The 17,496-nt window shown below is 70.9% G+C and carries 16 protein-coding genes; 11 read left to right on the top strand and 5 right to left on the bottom strand.

The window, feature by feature from the left end; all coding sequences use genetic code 11:
• Positions 1 to 68: 68 nt before the first annotated feature.
• The gene (locus ACN9M0_RS16015) at positions 69 to 566 is read right to left on the bottom strand and encodes an ATP-binding protein (protein ID WP_366036862.1); all 498 of its coding nucleotides are present in this window, start codon (positions 564 to 566) and stop codon (positions 69 to 71) included.
• Positions 567 to 922: 356 nt separating this feature from the next.
• Here ACN9M0_RS16015 and ACN9M0_RS16010 point away from each other — a divergent pair, with 356 nt between their 5' ends.
• The 4 genes from ACN9M0_RS16010 (at position 923) to ACN9M0_RS15995 (ending at position 4,639) form a co-directional block, all read left to right on the top strand.
• Positions 923 to 1,795 carry a helix-turn-helix domain-containing protein gene (locus tag ACN9M0_RS16010; RefSeq protein WP_366036861.1) on the top strand — a complete coding sequence of 291 codons (873 nt, stop codon included), beginning with the start codon at positions 923 to 925 and terminating at the stop codon, positions 1,793 to 1,795.
• Between the two features lie 62 nt (positions 1,796 to 1,857).
• Complete coding sequence (locus ACN9M0_RS16005) at positions 1,858 to 3,315, top strand: aldehyde dehydrogenase family protein (RefSeq protein ID WP_366036860.1); 1,458 nt, start codon at positions 1,858 to 1,860, stop codon at positions 3,313 to 3,315.
• A gap of 124 nt (positions 3,316 to 3,439) precedes the next feature.
• A complete protein-coding gene (locus ACN9M0_RS16000; protein WP_366036859.1) occupies positions 3,440 to 3,979 on the top strand; it encodes a DinB family protein in 540 nt (179 codons plus the stop codon).
• A gap of 45 nt (positions 3,980 to 4,024) precedes the next feature.
• Positions 4,025 to 4,639: a PadR family transcriptional regulator gene (locus tag ACN9M0_RS15995; RefSeq protein WP_366036858.1), complete on the top strand. Its 615-nt coding sequence runs from the start codon at positions 4,025 to 4,027 to the stop codon at positions 4,637 to 4,639.
• Positions 4,640 to 4,792: 153 nt separating this feature from the next.
• Here the strand turns inward: ACN9M0_RS15995 and ACN9M0_RS15990 are convergent, their stop codons facing one another.
• The gene (locus ACN9M0_RS15990; RefSeq protein WP_426403790.1) at positions 4,793 to 6,067 is read right to left on the bottom strand and encodes an ion channel protein; all 1,275 of its coding nucleotides are present in this window, start codon (positions 6,065 to 6,067) and stop codon (positions 4,793 to 4,795) included.
• Between the two features lie 181 nt (positions 6,068 to 6,248).
• Between ACN9M0_RS15990 and ACN9M0_RS15985 the strand changes: the two genes are divergently transcribed.
• Positions 6,249 to 7,010, top strand: a complete 762-nt coding sequence (locus ACN9M0_RS15985; RefSeq protein WP_366036856.1) for a MerR family transcriptional regulator — start codon at positions 6,249 to 6,251, stop codon at positions 7,008 to 7,010.
• A 122-nt stretch (positions 7,011 to 7,132) separates the two neighbouring features.
• Here ACN9M0_RS15985 and ACN9M0_RS15980 read toward each other — a convergent pair whose 3' ends face one another.
• Positions 7,133 to 7,501 (bottom strand): YbjQ family protein, encoded by a 369-nt coding sequence (locus ACN9M0_RS15980; RefSeq protein ID WP_366036980.1) that lies wholly within the window; start codon positions 7,499 to 7,501, stop codon positions 7,133 to 7,135.
• 151 nt (positions 7,502 to 7,652) lie between these two features.
• On the opposite strand from ACN9M0_RS15980, the gene ACN9M0_RS15975 reads away from it, so the two are divergent.
• On the top strand, positions 7,653 to 8,354 hold the full coding sequence (locus ACN9M0_RS15975; protein ID WP_366036855.1) for a DedA family protein: 702 nt from the start codon (positions 7,653 to 7,655) through the stop codon (positions 8,352 to 8,354).
• A 110-nt stretch (positions 8,355 to 8,464) separates the two neighbouring features.
• Here the strand turns inward: ACN9M0_RS15975 and ACN9M0_RS15970 are convergent, their stop codons facing one another.
• Positions 8,465 to 10,126: a threonine/serine ThrE exporter family protein gene (locus tag ACN9M0_RS15970; protein WP_366036854.1), complete on the bottom strand. Its 1,662-nt coding sequence runs from the start codon at positions 10,124 to 10,126 to the stop codon at positions 8,465 to 8,467.
• A 126-nt stretch (positions 10,127 to 10,252) separates the two neighbouring features.
• Complete coding sequence (locus ACN9M0_RS15965; protein WP_024758444.1) at positions 10,253 to 10,744, bottom strand: inorganic diphosphatase; 492 nt, start codon at positions 10,742 to 10,744, stop codon at positions 10,253 to 10,255.
• Positions 10,745 to 10,846: 102 nt separating this feature from the next.
• Between ACN9M0_RS15965 and dacB the strand changes: the two genes are divergently transcribed.
• The 5 genes from dacB (at position 10,847) to ftsH (ending at position 17,417) form a co-directional block, all read left to right on the top strand.
• Positions 10,847 to 12,250, top strand: coding sequence for a D-alanyl-D-alanine carboxypeptidase/D-alanyl-D-alanine endopeptidase (gene dacB, locus ACN9M0_RS15960; protein ID WP_399699419.1), 1,404 nt, complete (start codon positions 10,847 to 10,849; stop codon positions 12,248 to 12,250).
• 49 nt (positions 12,251 to 12,299) lie between these two features.
• The gene (locus tag ACN9M0_RS15955) at positions 12,300 to 13,439 is read left to right on the top strand and encodes a zinc-dependent metalloprotease (protein WP_366036852.1); all 1,140 of its coding nucleotides are present in this window, start codon (positions 12,300 to 12,302) and stop codon (positions 13,437 to 13,439) included.
• Positions 13,440 to 13,647: 208 nt separating this feature from the next.
• On the top strand, positions 13,648 to 14,646 hold the full coding sequence (gene tilS / locus ACN9M0_RS15950; RefSeq protein ID WP_399699421.1) for a tRNA lysidine(34) synthetase TilS: 999 nt from the start codon (positions 13,648 to 13,650) through the stop codon (positions 14,644 to 14,646).
• A 41-nt stretch (positions 14,647 to 14,687) separates the two neighbouring features.
• Positions 14,688 to 15,227, top strand: a complete 540-nt coding sequence (gene hpt / locus ACN9M0_RS15945; RefSeq protein ID WP_030219931.1) for a hypoxanthine phosphoribosyltransferase — start codon at positions 14,688 to 14,690, stop codon at positions 15,225 to 15,227.
• Between the two features lie 171 nt (positions 15,228 to 15,398).
• A complete protein-coding gene (gene ftsH / locus ACN9M0_RS15940) occupies positions 15,399 to 17,417 on the top strand; it encodes an ATP-dependent zinc metalloprotease FtsH (protein WP_366036850.1) in 2,019 nt (672 codons plus the stop codon).
• Positions 17,418 to 17,496: the final 79 nt, after the last annotated feature.

Here is a 17,496-nt window from a genome sequence, read left to right as displayed (position 1 = left end):
CAGCATGCGAGAAGGGCCCCGGCGCACACCGCCGGGGCCCTTCCCTCGTCCATGAATCTTGGTGAGCGTCACTCCGGACCGATCCGGAACAGCGCCCACACCACCTTGCCCTGAAGCGTCCCCGCGAGCGGGTGCCAGCCCCAGCTGTCGCTGAACGAGTCCACCAGGAACAGTCCGCGTCCCGACTCGGCGGCGAAGTCCTCCTCGCCGCCGCGCGCCTCCGGGCTCTCCTGGCTGGGGTCGCGCACGGCGCACACGAGGCGCGAGGCCCAGCGCATCAGGTGCAGCCGGACCGGTGGGTTCTGGCCTTCTTCCTGGGGCGCGCCGCCGGGCACGGCGTGACGCAGTGCGTTGGTGACGAGTTCGGAGACGACCAGGGCCACGTCGTCGAAGCGCTCCGTCAGGTCCCAGCGGTCGAGCGTGGTGCTGGTGAACTTGCGGGCCCCGCGCACGGCTTCGTACCGGGCGGGCAGGGCGCAGGAGGCGGAGGTGGAGACGGCTCCGGGATCGATCGGCGGAAGGCCCTGCCGTAACGGCTCGAGCACGGTCGATCCATTCGTCCCCATGCGAGGCACTCCCGGGAATCGCGACTGTGGTGCGACAACACGACAACACAACGACACGGCAACACGAACAAGTACGCGGCTGCGCGGGCTCCATGGTTCCGAATGCGCCCACTGGATGCAAGGGCAGATGCACGTGCACGCGCCGGACCTGTCCGGCCACGTGCCGAATCTGTGCATAAGTCGTCCACACGATGAGGGGAACTTCCCCGGATCCGCACGCACTGTGCCCGCACTGTGCGCACGGATGCCCGGAAGTCGCCGCCTTTCCGTAATCGAATGTGTACGCGCTGAAGCGTTTGATGGCAGAATCCGGGGCTCGACGGGGGCTCGACACCGTAAAGGGGAGGCGAAGAGCCGTGACCGCAGGCGAATCGAGCGGAGCGAGCGGGAGTGTGGTGCGGCGCATCCTGCTGGGCTCCCAGCTGAGGCGGTTGCGCGAGTCGCGCGGGATCACCCGCGAGGCGGCCGGCTATTCCATCCGCGCGTCCGAATCCAAGATCAGCCGTATGGAGTTGGGACGGGTGAGCTTCAAGGCCAGGGACGTCGAGGATCTGCTCACGCTGTACGGGGTCGGGGACGAGGCCGAGCGCGGCGCGCTCCTCGGGCTCGCCCGCGAGGCCAACGTCGCCGGCTGGTGGCACAGCTTCGGCGACGTCCTGCCCGGCTGGTTCCAGACGTACATCGGCCTGGAAGGCGCCGCCTCCCACATCCGCGTCTACGAAGTGCAGTTCGTCCACGGCCTGTTGCAGACCGAGGCGTACGCCCAGGCCGTCGTCACCCGGGGCATGCCCGACGCCCCGCGCGCCGAGATCGACCGCCGCGTCGCCCTGCGCCTGGAGCGCCAGAAGGTCCTCGTCTCCGAGCGCGCCCCGCAGTTCCACGCCGTCCTCGACGAGGCCGCGCTGCGCCGCCCCTACGGCGACCGGTCTGTCATGCAGGGGCAGTTGAGGCATCTCATCGAGATCTCCGAGCACCCGGGCGTCACGCTCCAGGTCATGCCCTTCAGCTTCGGCGGCCATGCCGGCGAGAGCGGCGCCTTCACGATGCTGAGCTTCCCCGAGTCCGACCTCTCCGACATCGTCTACCTCGAACAGCTCACCAGTGCCCTCTACCTCGACAAGCGCGAGGAGGTCGCCCAGTACCAGCGGGTGATGGAGAGGCTCCAGGGGGACGGTCCGGATCCGGCCGAAAGCCGTGACCTTCTCCGGGGACTCCTTCAACTCTCCTGATACATCAGTACGATGACGCCACATCAGTCGCACTGCAGGTAGCGGGTAGAGGGGTCTCAACCATGTCGCACTTCACCGACCTGGCCCACCAGTACATCGACGGCGAGTGGAAGCCCGGCAGCGGTTCGTGGGACATCATCGACTTCAACCCGTACACGGGGGAGAAGCTGGCGTCGATCACCGTCGCCACCGCCGCCGAGGTCGACCGCGCCTACCGGGCCGCCGAGCGCGCCCAGACCGCGTGGGCCGAGACCAACCCGTACACGCGCCGGCTCGTCTTCGAGCGTGCTCTGCGGATCATCGAGGACCGCGAGGAGGAGATCGCCGAGACGATCGTCGCCGAGCTCGGCGGCACCCGTCTCAAGGCGGCCTTCGAGCTGCACCTCGCCAAGGAGTTCCTGCGCGAGGCGATCCAGCTGGCGCTGCGCCCCGAGGGCCGCATCCTGCCCTCGCCGGTCGACGGCAAGGAGAACCGCGTCTACCGCGTCCCGGTCGGCGTCGTCGGTGTCATCTCGCCCTTCAACTTCCCCTTCCTCCTCTCGATCAAGTCGGTCGCGCCCGCGCTCGCGCTCGGCAACGCCGTCGTCCTCAAGCCGCACCAGAACACGCCGATCTGCGGCGGCACGCTGGTCGCGAAGGTCCTGGAGGAGGCCGGTCTGCCGGCCGGCCTGCTGAACGTCGTCGTCACCGACATCGCCGAGATCGGCGACGCCCTCCTGACCCACCCGGTCCCGAAGGTCATCTCCTTCACCGGCTCCGACAAGGTCGGCCGTCACGTCGCCACGGTCTGCGCGCAGAACTTCAAGCACGCCGTCCTCGAACTCGGCGGCAACAGCGCCCTGATCGTCCTCGACGACGCCGACGTCGACTACGCGGTGGACGCGGCCGTCTTCAGCCGCTTCGTGCACCAGGGCCAGGTCTGCATGGCCGCCAACCGCATCCTGGTGGACCGCACCCTGGAGGAGGAGTTCACCGAGAAGTTCGTGGCGAAGGTGAAGACCCTGCGCGTCGGCGACCCGGCCGACCCCGCCACCCACATCGGTCCGCTCATCAACTCCCAGCAGGCGGAGGCCGTCTCCTCGCTCGTCGACCAGACGGTGGCGGCCGGCGCGACGGCGCTGCTGCACGGCACGGTCGAGGGCAACCTCGTCTCCCCGTCCGTCCTCACCGGCTTCGCCCCGGACGCCCCGGTCCTGAGCCAGGAGATCTTCGGCCCGGTGGCGCTGATCGTCCCCTTCGACGGCGAGGAGGAGGCCGTGCGGATCGCCAACGACACCCCGTACGGACTCAGCGGCGCCGTGCACACCGGCGATGTCGAGCGGGGCGTACGGGTCGCCAAGCGCATCCACACCGGCATGATCCACATCAACGACGGCACCGTGCACGACGAGCCGATCGTGCCCTTCGGCGGCGAGAAGCACTCGGGCGTCGGGCGGCTCAACGGCGAGGCGATGGTGGAGTCCTTCACCACCCAGAAGTGGATCTCGATCCAGCACGGCCGCAGCAGGTTCCCGTTCTGAGGCGAGGAACTTCGACATTGAGGACCGAATCTGTCCGCAAGCGTCCGTAGGTTGACGGGTGTCGGGAAGAGAGGCGCGGGCCTCCCCCGGCACCCACTGCGTAGGCGTACGGAAGGCGGACATCATGGTGACTCACGTTCCCTCGGAGGCTCAGGGCGACGAGCGCGGAGCGATCCTCAACTTCGTCGAGACCCAGCGCGCGGCGCTCCGCCGTTCGCTCCTCGGGCTCACCGAGGAGCAGGCGGCGAGCCGGCCCAGCGCCAGCGAGCTCAGCCTCTCCGGCCTGGTCAAGCACGTCGCCGAGGTCGAGCTCAACTGGCTTCGGCTCGCCCAGCAGCGGCCGAACGAGCGGGAGCGCAGCGAGGAGACCTGGGGCGACAGCTTCCGTCTCGTCGAGGACGAGACGATCCCGGACGTGCTGGAGTTCTGGGAGGGCGTGACCAAGGAGACCGAGGAGTTCACCCTCGCGGTCCCCAGCCTGGACGACACCTTCCCGCTGCCGCCCGCGCCCTGGTTCCCGAAGGACGGGCGCGTGTCGATGCGATGGATGCTGCTGCACCTGATCGAGGAGTTCGCACGGCACGCCGGCCACGCGGACATCATCCGCGAGTCCCTGGACGGCAAGGGATCCTTCGCCCTGGTCGCGGAGGAGCAGGGGCGGTGACCCCCCGCGCGTACCCTGGGCAAACTTGACCAGGAGGTACGCGGGATGTCGGCGATCCGTCTTCTCGTCCTGGGCGCGGTCAAGCAGCACGGCCGCGCCCACGGTTACCAGGTGCGCAACGACCTGGAGTACTGGGGCGCGCACGAGTGGTCCCACGCCAAGCCCGGCTCGATCTACCACGCGCTGAAGCAGATGGCGAAGCAGGGACTGCTGCACGCGCACGAGGTCGCGCCGAGCGCGGTGGGCGGTCCGCCGCGCGTCGAGTACGAGCTGACGGAGCGCGGTACGGAGGAGTACTTCGTGCTGCTGCGCGAGGCGCTGACCACGTACGACCAGAAGATGGACGTCCTGTCGGCGGCCATCGGCTTCATGGTGGACCTGCCCCGCGAAGAGGCCGCGGAGCTGCTGCGCCGGCGGGTGCGGGCGCTCGACGAGTGGCGGACGTCGGTCACGGGGTACTACACGCCGGAGGGCGGCCCCGAGCAGCTCGGGCACATCGGCGAGATCATGCACATGTGGGTCCACTCGGCGGACGCCGGCAAGGAGTGGACCCTCGGCCTGATCGAGCGGATCGAGGGCGGGGCGTACGTGTTCGCGGGCGAGGGCGACCCCTTCGTGGGGGTCCTCGCGGAGGGCGAGGAGAACCCGTACGCGACCTGACACCGGTCGGCGGGGCTGGACAGGCTCTCGACCTCGCCGTCGGGCGGGGCACCGTCCACGGCCTGCCCGGCCCCCACGGCGCGGGCAGGACCACGACCGTACGGATCCCGGCGACCCTGCTGCGGAACGACGAGGGCCCGGGGCGCTGACGGGTCAGCGCAAGGAGTTGCCCTCGTGGTCGAGTTCGAGCTGCGGGCGGCCGGTGACGATCAGCCAGGCGGGGAGCGAGGCCAGGCAGAGCAGGGCGAGCATCGAGGGGGAGGAGGCGAGGACGGCGCCGGTGAAGAGGCTGATCCAGCCCTGCCGGGTGGTGGCGAGCAGGACGCCGAGCACGGCGGAGGAGACGGCGACGGCCGGGTGGACCTCGGGGACGAGGGCCTGGGCGGACAGCCCGAAGGCGACGCCGATGAAGACGGCGGGGAAGATCCGGCCGCCCCGGAAGCCGCAGGAGGCGGCGACGAGGAGGGCGAGGAGTTTGACGACGGCCAGCTTGGCCAGCTCGCCGGAGGACCAGCCGCCGATCGAGGAGGTGAGCTCCTTGGCCTCCTCCAGGCCCTTGAAGAGGGTCAGATGGCCGCCGAGGGCGCCCAGGAGGCCGAGGGCGAGGCCGCCGAGGGGCAGCACCAGCATGGGGTGCCGCAGCCTCCCGAAGCCGGCGTGGACATGGGGGAAGAGGTAGCAGGCGGCGAGGCCGAAGACGGCCGCGGCGGAGGCGATCACCAGGGCGGCGAGGAGGTCCCCGAAGCCGGGGTCGGTCAGCGGCGGGAGACCCATGTCGAAGCTGGGCTCGGCGAGCAGCTGGGTGGTCATCGAGCCGGCGCCGGCGGCGACGAGCGGGGCGAAGAGCCGGTCCCAGAGGGAGCCGCGGCCCGGCTGGCCGGCCAGGGCCTCGGAGATGACGAGGGCGGCGGCCACCGGTGTGCCGAAGAGGGCGCCGATGGTGGCGGCCGAGGCGAGCGAGACCCAGGCCGCGCCCGGCACGGCGGGTGCCGCCTTGCGGCCGAGCCAGTAGGCGAGGGCGACGTTGGCGGCGATGATCGGGTTCTCGGGGCCGAGGCTGACGCCGCCGGCCAGCGTGAGGGTGCTGGCGAGCAGCAGCCCCGGCACGACCCCCTGGGCGAGCGGCGCGTCGCCGAGGTCTTCGGAGGCCGGGTCGGGTCCGGCGTGTCCGGGCACCTTCCACACGACGAGCCCGACGGCGATCCCCGCCGCGGTGAGCATGACGATCATCCAGAGGGAGGAGTAGCCGCCGATGCCGAGGGCGTCCGGGAGGTTGTTCCAGAGCACGTGCTGGAACTGCTCCGAGAGGGCGCTGATCCCGAGGAACAGCAGGCTCGCCCCCACCCCGACGAGGAGCGCGGGCAGGATCTGGGGGAGCAGGAGCCGGGCGGACGCCTCCACGGGAGACGGAGCATGATCAGTGGCCACCGCCCCACCATAAGTGTGCAAAAGCCCCGCAATGCCCAGAACGGGCTCCGAACGGCAACGCGAACTACACCCCGGACGGCGACAGCGGCGGTCCGGCCGACGTCCCGGCCCGCACTTGCACCTCACGTCGCGTCAGGACCGAGGCTGAACGGCGTACCGACAGAGAAAGGGCGGACGGCCGATGGGCTACTCCGTGGGACAGGTGGCCGGCTTCGCCGGGGTCACGGTGCGCACCCTGCACCACTACGACGCGATCGGGCTGCTCTCACCGGGCGGCCGCAGCACGGCGGGGCACCGCCGCTACGACGACGCGGACCTCGACCGGCTCCAGCAGATCCTGTTCTACCGGGAGCTCGGCTTCCCCCTCGAAGAGGTCGCCGTCCTCCTCGACGACCCGCACGCCGATCCGCAGGAGCACCTGCGGCGCCAGCACACCCTGCTGACGGCGCGGATCGGCGAGCTTCGGAGGATGGCGGCGGCCGTCGAGCACGCCATGGAGGCGAAGAAGATGGGTATCAACCTCACGCCCGAGGAGAAGTTCGAGGTCTTCGGGGAGAAGGACCCCGAGCGGTTCGCGGAGGAGACCGCCCGCCGCTGGGGCGGCTCCCACTCGCACGAGCAGGCCCAGGCCCGCGCCGCCGGGTACGGCAAGGAGGAGTGGCAGCGGATGAAGGACGAGGTGGACGCCTGGGGCGCCGCCTACGCCGCCCTGATGGACGAGGGCCGGGACCCGGGGTCCGAGGAGGCGATGGACCTCGCCGAGGCCCACCGCCGCCACCTCACCACCTGGTTCTTCGAGTGCCACCCGAGGACGCACGTGGAGCTCGCCGAGATGTACGTCGCCGACGAGAACTTCCACGCGTTCTACGAGGCGATCCACCCGGGCCTCCCCGAGCACCTGCGCGAGGCCGTCCGGGCGAACGCCGCACGCCTGGCGGCCTGACGGACCGCGCCCGGCACCGTTCGCGCACGGTGCCGGGCGCTCCCGCCGGAGGGCGCCGCGCGGCCCGACCGGAGAAGCCCGGCCGGCCCGGGCGCGCGGTGCGGGCCTGACGGACCACCGGCTCAGGTACGTGGTGCGATCACCACCGCCGTGCCGTACGCGCACACCTCCGTGCCCACGTCCGCCGCCTCCGTCACGTCGAAGCGGAACATCAGCACGGCGTTCGCGCCGCGTGCCTTCGCCTGTTCCACCAGCCGTTCCATCGCCTGGTTGCGGGTCTGCACGAGGGTCTTCGTCAGACCCTTCAGCTCCCCGCCGATCATCGACTTCAGCCCCGCGCCGATCTGGCTGCCCAGATGGCGGGAGCGGACGGTGAGCCCGAAGACCTCACCGATCACCTGCCGGACCTCGAAGCCCGGCACGTCGTTCGTCGTCACGACCAGCACCTCGGGGTGCGGCCCCTGGCCGCCCCCGTACTCGTCGATGCCCATCGGCATGCACCTCCTGACCCCCAAGACTCGGGCCGGCGGGCCCCGTCCGCATCCTGTGGGGGCCGGGTGGAACCGGTCGCCTCCGGCCCGCGTTGATAGCTTGGGGCCAGCCGTCCCCCAAGCCCCCACCGACCGCAGGAGCCCGGAACCCGTGAACACGCTTGCCCTCGGACCGAGCTGGCTGGACCCGGACTATCTGATCCAGACCTTTGGTCTGATCGGTGTCCTGGTCATCGTCTTCGCCGAGTCCGGCCTCCTCATCGGGTTCTTCCTGCCCGGCGACTCGCTGCTGTTCACCACCGGCCTGCTCGTCACCACGGGCAAGCTGGACACGCCGCTGTGGGTGGTGTGCACCTTGGTGGTGGCCGCCGCCGTCATCGGCGACCAGGTCGGCTATCTCTTCGGCCGGAAGGTCGGTCCGGCCCTCTTCAAGCGCCCCGACTCCAAGCTCTTCAAGCAGGAGAACATCGAGAAGGCGCACGAGTTCTTCGAGAAGCACGGCCCCAAGTCGCTGATCCTGGCCCGCTTCGTCCCCATCGTCCGGACGTTCACGCCGATCATCGCCGGCGTGAGCAAGATGAACTACCGCTCGTTCATCATCTTCAACCTCATCGGCGGCCTGCTGTGGGGCGCGGGCGTGACCCTGCTCGGGGCCTCCCTCGGCAAGGTCGAGTTCGTCCACCAGCACATCGAGCTGATCCTCGTCGGCATCGTCCTGATCTCGGTGGTCCCGGTCGCGATCGAGCTGCTCCGCGCCCGCTCCAAGGCGAAGAAGGACCCGTCCCACAGCGACCACGACGCCCCCGGCACCCCCAACCCGCAGAGCTCCCGCGGCCGCCACGCCAAGCGCTAGGGAAGCCGCGGGAGCCGAAGGAGCTGCAGGAACCGCAAGGACCGCAGGAACCGCAAGGACCGCAGGAACCGCAGGAACCGCAGGAACCGCAAGGACCGCAGCAACCGAAGCTAGAAACCCCGGGTGCGCTTCGCCGCGCGCCGCGCCGCCGCCGCGCCCGGGGCCTGCATGAAGAGGCGGGCCAGCTCGCTCCCCAGGTTCACGCCGATCGCGATCGCCAGGGCGAGCGCCGCCGCCTTCGCCAGCGAGGCGAAGCCCTGGTCCAGGTTGTGCTGGGCGATCGCGAGCACCCCGAAGTACGTCGCCGAACCGGGCAGCAGCGGCCCGATCGCCGCCGTCACGTACGGCAGCGACGAGGTGTGCTCGTAGCGGGCGATCAACTGCCCGAACAGCCCCACCAGGCCGGCCGCCACCGCCGTCGCCATCACCGCCGAGCCGTTGGCGGTGACCGCGATCGACGCGTAGACCACCCACGCCACCCCGCCGTTCAGCGTCGCGAACAGCACCGTCGCCCGCGACTGCTGGAGCAGGATCGCGAAGGTCGCGCACAGCACCATCGACGCCAGGATCTGCGTCACCGGCCGTTCCACCGCCCGCAGCGCCCCCTCCGGGTTCAGCTGCGCGTCGAACTGCACCGCGATGTACAGCACCGACAGCACGCCCACCACGATCGCGACGAAGAAGTACGCGACCTCCAGGAGCCGGGCCGAGGCCGTGATGTAGAAACCGGTCAGACCGTCCTGGACGGCCGCGACGAGCGCCCGCCCCGGGATCAGCGCGAACAGGCCACCGGTGATCACCGCAGACGGACGCAGGTCCGCGTGCAGCAACGTCAGGAGCACCCCCATCGCCGCCGGCGGCATCGCCGCCACCAGGAACTGGTAGAACTCCGGCATCCCACGCCCCGCGAACAGCCACGCGAGCCGGTCGCCGAGGACCGCGCCGAGCGCCGCCACGAAGAAGACCGTCGGACCGCCGCCGAGCAGCACCGAGGCCGCACCGGCCAGGACGCCCGCCGCCGCCGTCAGGACCCAGCCCGGATACGGGTGCCGGTTGCGCCGTATCTCCGCGAGCCGCCGGTACGCCTCCTCGGGCGTCACCTCGTGCGCCCGCGCGTTGATGTCGGCGAGCAGCTGGTACACCGCCGCGAGCCGCGTGTAGTCCGTGCCCCGGCGGCGTACCGTCCGGTTCGCCGTGACCGGGTCGTCCACCAGCGAGGGCTGATAGGTGACCGACAACAGCGTGAACGTCACCGTCGGCTCGACCCGGTCCAGACCGTACGAGCGGCAGATCGCGAACATCGCCGCCTCGACGTCCTCCGCGCCCTCCCCGCCCGCGAGCAGCAGCTCGCCGATACGCAGCGTCAGGTCGAGCACGCGCGGCACCGAGGGCCCGGACTCGTCCTCCTTGCGGAGCGACTCCGGCACCGGCCGCTCACCCACCGGCAGCCGCAGCATCGTCCGCATGCGGTCCTGCCACGGCGCGTCCTGCGAGAGCCGTACGAGCGGCACCCCGTACGCCGGGGTGAAGGCCGGCGGCGAGTTCTGCGTCGAGGCCGCCGAATACGCAGCGGGCGTCGCGAACGCCGACCCCTCCTGCTCGGCCGGCGGCTCCGTCGTCGTCCCCGGGGGAAGGGCGAACTCCGAGGTCGGATGCTCCTCCTCGGGCGGCGCGGGCTGCTCCACCCCGGCCGGCGGCACGAACGCGCTCCGCGCCTCGTCCGACTGCGGCTTCCGGTCCTCAGGAGCAACGTCCTCCGGCTCCGCCACCACTCTCTCCGCCTCATCCCCAGGGAATCGTGGATTCCAGTATGAAGGCGCGACGGATGTGCGAAAGGCGGTGCACCCCAAGAGGTACACCGCCTTCACACGATCACGCCCTCACAGAGGGGCAGGGGCTCAGTGGCCGCCCTGCTCCTTGGCGCGCGCGTACGACTTCTCGATCTCTTCCTCGGCCTCGGCGCGGCCGACCCAGTCGGCACCCTCGACCGACTTGCCCGGCTCCAGGTCCTTGTAGACCTCGAAGAAGTGCTGGATCTCCAGGCGGTCGAACTCGGCCACGTGGTGGATGTCCCGCAGGTGCTCCATGCGCGGGTCCGTCGCCGGCACGCACAGCAGCTTGTCGTCGCCGCCGGCCTCGTCCGTCATGCGGAACATGCCGATGGCGCGGCACTTGATCAGGCAGCCCGGGAAGGTCGGCTCGTCGAGGATCACGAGCGCGTCCAGCGGGTCGCCGTCCTCACCCAGGGTGTTCTCGACGTAGCCGTAGTCGGTCGGGTAGGCCGTCGAGGTGAAGAGACGACGGTCCAGACGGATGCGACCGGTCTCGTGGTCGACCTCGTACTTGTTCCGCGATCCCTTGGGGATCTCGATGAGAACGTCGAACTCCACGGGTGGCTCCTCCTGAATCAACACAAGTGAATGCTCGCGACGACGCGCGGTGATTAAGTGTCCCTCACGCACGTGTGTGATCGCGAAAGGGGCTGGTCAGCAATGCCGGAGCCGAGAACGTGGCAGTTCACGGCGGGCTCCGCCGCCCTCGGTCTCGCCCTGGCCGCCGCAGCGGTGACCGTCGCCGGACCATGGGACGGTGGCCAGCGTACGGCCGAGCGGGCCCGCGCCGCCGCCCCCGCGACAGGTGGCACGCATCACGCCCCGCCCCCGGCGCCCGCCGCACCCCGCCGGCCCGCGCCCGCCCCCAGCGCCCCCGGTGTCCTCACGGCCCTGCACGCCCCGGCCCCCGCCGGACGCGCCGCCGACCTCGCCGCCGTCCTCGTGCCGCTCCTCGCCGACCCCGGCCTCGGCCCGCTCCGTACCGCCTCCGTCGTCGACACCGCCACCGGAAAGCAGCTGTACGGCGAGGGCGCCGCCACCCCCATGACGCCCGCCTCCACGGTCAAGATCGCCACCGCCGCGGCCGCGCTCTCCGCCCTCGGCCCCGAGCACCGCATCCCCACCACCGTCACCGCAGCCCCCGACGGCGCCGCCGTCACCCTCACCGGTGGCGGCGACCCCACCCTCGACCCGGCCCGCCTGAAGGCCCTCGCCGACGACACCGCCCGCGCCCTCAAGGCCCGCGGCCACACATCCGTACGCCTCGCCTACGACACGAGCCTCTACCGGGGCCCCGCCCTCCACCCCATCGGCCCCAACGAGAACATCGCGCCCGTCGTCGCCCTCATGACCCGCGAAGGACGCCTCGACGACAGCAGCAGCGGCCCCGCCCCCCGCACCGCCGACCCGGCCCGCGACACCGCCGGCGCCTTCGCGGACCTCCTCACCCGGGCCGGCATCAAGATCACCGGCGAACCGGCCCCCGGCCGCACCCCCAAGGCCGCCCCCCTCGCCCGTACGGACTCCGCCCCCCTCGCCGACCTCGTCGAGCGCACCCTCACCCACAGCGACAACGACCTCGCCGAGGCCCTCGCCCGGCAGACCGCCCTCGCCCACAAGCAGCCCGCGAGCTTCCAGGGCGCCGAGAAGGCCGTACGGGACGAACTCACCCGGCTCCGCCTCCCCCTCGCCGGCGCCCGCTTCACCGACGGCAGCGGACTCGACCGCCGCGACCGCGTCTCCGCCGCCCTCCTCACCGGACTCCTCACCCGAGCGGCCGACCCCGCCCGCCCCGCGCTGCGACCCCTCCTCACCGGACTGCCCGTCAGCGGCTTCACCGGCACCCTCGCCGGCCGCTTCGGCTCCGACCCCGCCACCGCCGGCGCCGGACTCGTCCGCGCCAAGACCGGCACCCTCTCGGGCGTCAACACGCTCGCCGGGACCGTCGTCACCGCCGACGGACGCCTCCTCGCCTTCGCGTTCCTCGCCGGCCGCACCGTCTCCCCGGACCAGGCACAGCCCGCCCTCGACCGGCTCTCCGCCGCCCTCGCCGGTCAGAACTGACCGCGGACGAACACGCACCCGACAGGCGCCGAGCCCGTACGGTTGACGCATGACGAGCATCGGTGGCGCAGGCACATCCGGGATGGTCGACTGGAACCTCGCGGTCGCGACCGCGACCCGCCTCGTGCGGCCCGGACCCGAAGTCAGCCGCGACGAGGCCCGTGAGGTCGTCGCCGAACTCCGCAGGCACGCCAAGGCCTCCGAGGAACACGTCCGCGCCTACACCCGGATGATCCCCGAGGGCGCCGAACTCCACGACACGCCCGTCCTCGTCGTCGACCGCGTCGGCTGGATCAAGGCCAACGTCGCCGGATTCCGCGAACTCCTCACCCCGCTCCTCGGCAAGATGCAGGACCGCCGCTCCACCACCCCCGGCAGCGCCGTCCTCGGCGCCGTCGGCGGCAAGGTCACCGGCGTCGAGCTCGGGATGCTGCTGTCCTTCCTCGCCTCCCGCATCCTCGGCCAGTACGAGACCTTCGCCCCCGCCACCCGCGAACTCCCCGCCGGCGCGAACGGCGGCGGACGGCTCCTCCTCGTCGCCCCCAACATCGTCCACGTCGAACGCGAACTCGACGTCTCCCCGCACGACTTCCGCCTCTGGGTCTGCCTCCACGAAGAGACCCACCGCACCCAGTTCACCGCCGTCCCCTGGCTCCGCGACCACCTCCAGGGCGAAATCCAGTCGTTCCTCGCCGCCACCGACGTCGACCCCGGCACCGTCGTCGAACGCCTCCGCGAAGCCGCCCAGACCCTCGCCGGCGGCCGCCCCGAGGGCGAGGAGGGCGAACCCTCCCCCTCCCTCGTCGAACTCGTCCAGACCCCCGAGCAGCGCGAGATCCTCGGCCGCCTCACCGCCGTCATGTCCCTCCTCGAAGGCCACGCCGACTACGTCATGGACGGCGTAGGACCCCAGGTCGTCCCCTCCGTCGCCGAGATCCGCGAGAAGTTCCAGGCCCGCCGCGCCCGCGGCGCCTCCCGCCTCGACCTCGCCCTGCGCAGGCTCCTCGGCCTCGACGCCAAGCTCCGCCAGTACCGCGACGGCGAGCGCTTCGTCCGCGCCGTCGTCGACGAGGTCGGCATGGACGGATTCAACCGCGTGTGGACCTCCCCCAACACGCTCCCCACCAAGACCGAGATCGCCGCCCCCGCCGACTGGATCGCGAGGGTGCACCGTAAGGCAGACTCCTGAGACAGGAGCGGCACACGGCACCAGAACACGTGAGAACACCCCACCAATCACCCATCCGAGGGACCCTGGGCATGGGGTGAGGCGTGCAATGCTCGGGTAACGGCCGGGTTTCTGTCACCATCGACGCACTCTGAGTGACCGAACCCCCCTTTCCGACCGTTAAGACTCCGACCGAGGCACCCCACCCCCATCACGAAGGGCACCGGACATGGGTCCCCATCCTGCGGTCGCGGCGATACGCCTGGCGGTCCGCCGCGTACTCCACGACGTCCTCACCGACCACACGACCGGCTCCGAACCGCTCGTGCTCGTCGCCTGCTCCGGCGGCGCCGACTCCATGGCGCTCGCCTCCGCCCTCGCCTTCGAGGCCCGCAAACTCCCCGTACGCGCCGGCGGCATCACCGTCGACCACGGCCTCCAGGACGGCTCCGACACCCGAGCCGCCGAGGTCGCCGGACGCATGACCGCCCTCGGCCTCACCCCCGTCGAGGCCGTCACCGTCACCGTCGGCCGCGAAGGAGGACCCGAAGCCGCCGCCCGCGACGCGCGGTACGCCGCCCTCGACGCCGCGGCCGAGCGCCACGGCGCCGCCGCGATCCTCCTCGGCCACACCCGCGACGACCAGGCCGAGACCGTCCTCCTCGGCCTCGCCCGCGGCTCCGGCATCCGCTCCCTCTCCGGCATGGCCGCCGTCTCCGGCACCTCCGGCCGCTACCGGCGCCCCTTCCTCCAGCTCGACCGCCAGACCGTCCGCAAGGCCTGCATCGCGCAGGAACTCGCCGTCTGGGACGACCCGCACAACAGCGACCCCGCCTACACCCGCTCCCGGCTCCGCCACGAGGGCCTCCCCGCCCTCGAGAAGGCCCTCGGCAAGGGCGTCGTCGAAGCCCTCGCCCGAACGGCCCAGCTCTCCCGCGACGACGCCGACGCCCTCGACACCTGGGCCGCCGACGCCGAGACCGCCGTACGCGACGAGGCGGGCGCCCTCGAATGCGCCAAGCTCTTCGGGCTGCCCCCCGCCGTACGCCGCCGAGTCCTGCGCCGCGCCGTGATCGCCGAGGGCGCCCCCGCCGGCTCCCTCTTCGCCCGCCACATCGAGGAAGTCGACCGGCTCATCACCGGCTGGCGCGGCCAGGGAGCCATCAACCTGCCCGGCCGCGTCGAAGCCCGCCGCCAGGGTGGCAGACTGGTCATCCGGCAAGGCTGACGCACGCTGCAACGAAAGTGACCCGGGTGAACGAGAAGGACATGGGCACCGACCTCCAGTCGGTGCTCATCACCAAGGAAGAGATCGACGCCAAGCTGGCAGAGCTGGCCGCGAAGATCGACGCGGAATACGCGGGCAAGGACCTGCTCATCGTCGGCGTCCTCAAGGGCGCCGTGATGGTGATGGCGGATCTGGCTCGCGCCCTTTCCACTCCCGTCACCATGGACTGGATGGCCGTCTCCTCCTACGGCGCCGGCACCCAGTCCTCGGGCGTCGTCCGGATCCTCAAGGACCTCGACACCGACATCAAGGGCAAGCACGTCCTGATCGTCGAGGACATCATCGACTCCGGCCTGACCCTGTCCTGGCTCCTCTCGAACCTCGGCTCGCGCGAGCCCGCCTCCCTCGAGGTGTGCACCCTCCTGCGCAAGCCGGAGGCCGCGAAGGTCGCCATCGACGTGAAGTGGATCGGCTTCGACATCCCCAACGAGTTCGTCGTCGGCTACGGCCTCGACTACGCCGAGAAGTACCGGAACCTTCCGTTCGTCGGCACGCTCGCCCCGCACGTGTACGGCGGCTGACAGCCTCCTCGTACGGGGAACCCCGACCGCCTTCCCTCCGTTGAACCACGGGAAGGCGGTCGCGGGCGACGATGCTGAGGTACCGTCCGAAGAACAGCTTTTTCACACAGCAGCTCTCACAGCAGCATTTTCCTACGGGCAGGAGGGACGGGGCGTTCTCGCCCCGTATGGATGGACGTGAAGCGATACTTCCGTGGGCCGGTCATGTGGATCGTGCTGGCCGTCCTCGCCGTGGTCGTGCTGATGCAGGTCGTCGGCTCGTCCGAGGGCTACAAGACGGTGGACACCGGCCAGGTCGTCCAGGCGATCGACAAGAACCAGGTCAAGCAGGCAAAGATCACCACCGGTGACGAGCAGATCATCAAGATCGAGCTCATCGACGGCCAGAAGATCGACAAGAGCGACAAGGTCCAGGCCAGCTACATCGGCACCCAGGGCGCGGACCTCGCCGACAAGCTCCAGGAGAAGTTCGAGGCCGGGCAGATCGAGAAGGGCTACACCGTCTCCCCGACGAAGCAGTCGCCCTTCGTCTCGATCCTGCTCTCGCTCCTCCCCTTCGTCCTCATCGTGGTCGTCTTCCTCTTCCTGATGAACCAGATGCAGGGCGGCGGCTCCCGCGTCATGCAGTTCGGCAAGTCCAAGGCGAAGCTCATCACCAAGGACACGCCGAAGACCACCTTCGCCGACGTCGCCGGCGCGGACGAGGCCGTCGAGGAACTCCACGAGATCAAGGAATTCCTCCAGGAACCCGCGAAGTTCCAGGCCGTCGGCGCCAAGATCCCCAAGGGCGTCCTGCTCTACGGCCCGCCCGGAACCGGCAAGACGCTCCTCGCGCGCGCCGTCGCCGGCGAAGCCGGGGTGCCGTTCTACTCGATCTCCGGCTCCGACTTCGTCGAGATGTTCGTCGGCGTCGGCGCCAGCCGCGTCCGCGACCTCTTCGAGCAGGCCAAGGCCAACGCTCCGGCGATCGTCTTCGTCGACGAGATCGACGCCGTCGGACGCCACCGCGGCGCCGGCCTCGGCGGCGGCCACGACGAGCGCGAGCAGACGCTCAACCAGCTCCTCGTCGAGATGGACGGCTTCGACGTCAAGGGCGGTGTCATCCTCATCGCGGCGACGAACCGCCCCGACATCCTCGACCCGGCCCTCCTGCGCCCCGGCCGCTTCGACCGGCAGATCGCCGTCGACCGCCCGGACATGCAGGGCCGTCTGGAGATCCTCAAGGTCCACCAGAAGGGCAAGCCGGTCGCCCCGGACGTCGACCTCGGCGCCGTCGCCCGACGCACCCCCGGCTTCACCGGTGCGGACCTCTCCAACGTCCTCAACGAGGCGGCGCTCCTCACCGCCCGCGGCGACCAGAAGCTGATCGACAACAGCGCGCTGGACGAGGCGATCGACCGTGTGGTCGCGGGCCCGCAGAAGCGGACCCGGATCATGTCGGACAAGGAGAAGAAGATCACCGCGTACCACGAGGGCGGCCACGCCCTGGTCGCGGCGGCCTCGCCGAACTCCGACCCCGTCCACAAGATCACCATCCTGTCCCGCGGCCGCGCCCTGGGCTACACGATGGTCCTGCCGGACGAGGACAAGTACTCGACCACGCGCAACGAGATGCTCGACCAGCTGGCGTACATGCTGGGCGGCCGCGCGGCCGAGGAGCTCGTCTTCCACGACCCGACCACGGGTGCCGCGAACGACATCGAGAAGGCCACCGCCACGGCCCGCGCGATGGTCACGCAGTACGGCATGACCGAGCGGCTCGGCGCCATCAAGTTCGGCGGCGACAACACCGAGCCCTTCCTCGGCCGTGAGATGGCGCACCAGCGCGACTACTCGGAAGAGGTCGCCGCGCTGGTCGACGAAGAGGTCAAGAAGCTCATCGAGACCGCCCACAACGAGGCCTGGGAGATCCTCGTCGAGAACCGCGACGTCCTCGACAACCTGGTCCTCGCCCTCCTGGAGAAGGAGACGCTGGGCAAGGAGGAGATCGCCGAGATCTTCACCCCCATCGTCAAGCGCCCGGCTCGCCCGGCCTGGACCGGCTCCAGCCGCCGCACCCCGTCCACGCGTCCGCCGGTGCTCTCCCCCAAGGAGCTCGCCCTGACGAACAGCGCGAACGGCTCGGCGGCGGCCCCGGTGGACACCACGAAGGGCATCGACATCGCCCCGGTGGACACCCCCGAGGACTGACCTCCCGGGACCCCGGAATGGAAGCCGCGCCCCCACAGGTTCTAGCCTGTGGGGGCGCGGCCATTTCGCGCGCACACAG

Origin of the sequence: Streptomyces sp. R-07 (assembly GCF_049913175.1) — a bacterium.
Lineage (GTDB): Bacteria > Actinomycetota > Actinomycetes > Streptomycetales > Streptomycetaceae > Streptomyces.
The sequence above is the reverse complement of the archived record's forward strand: the minus strand, read 5'-3'. Positions and strand labels throughout refer to the sequence as shown.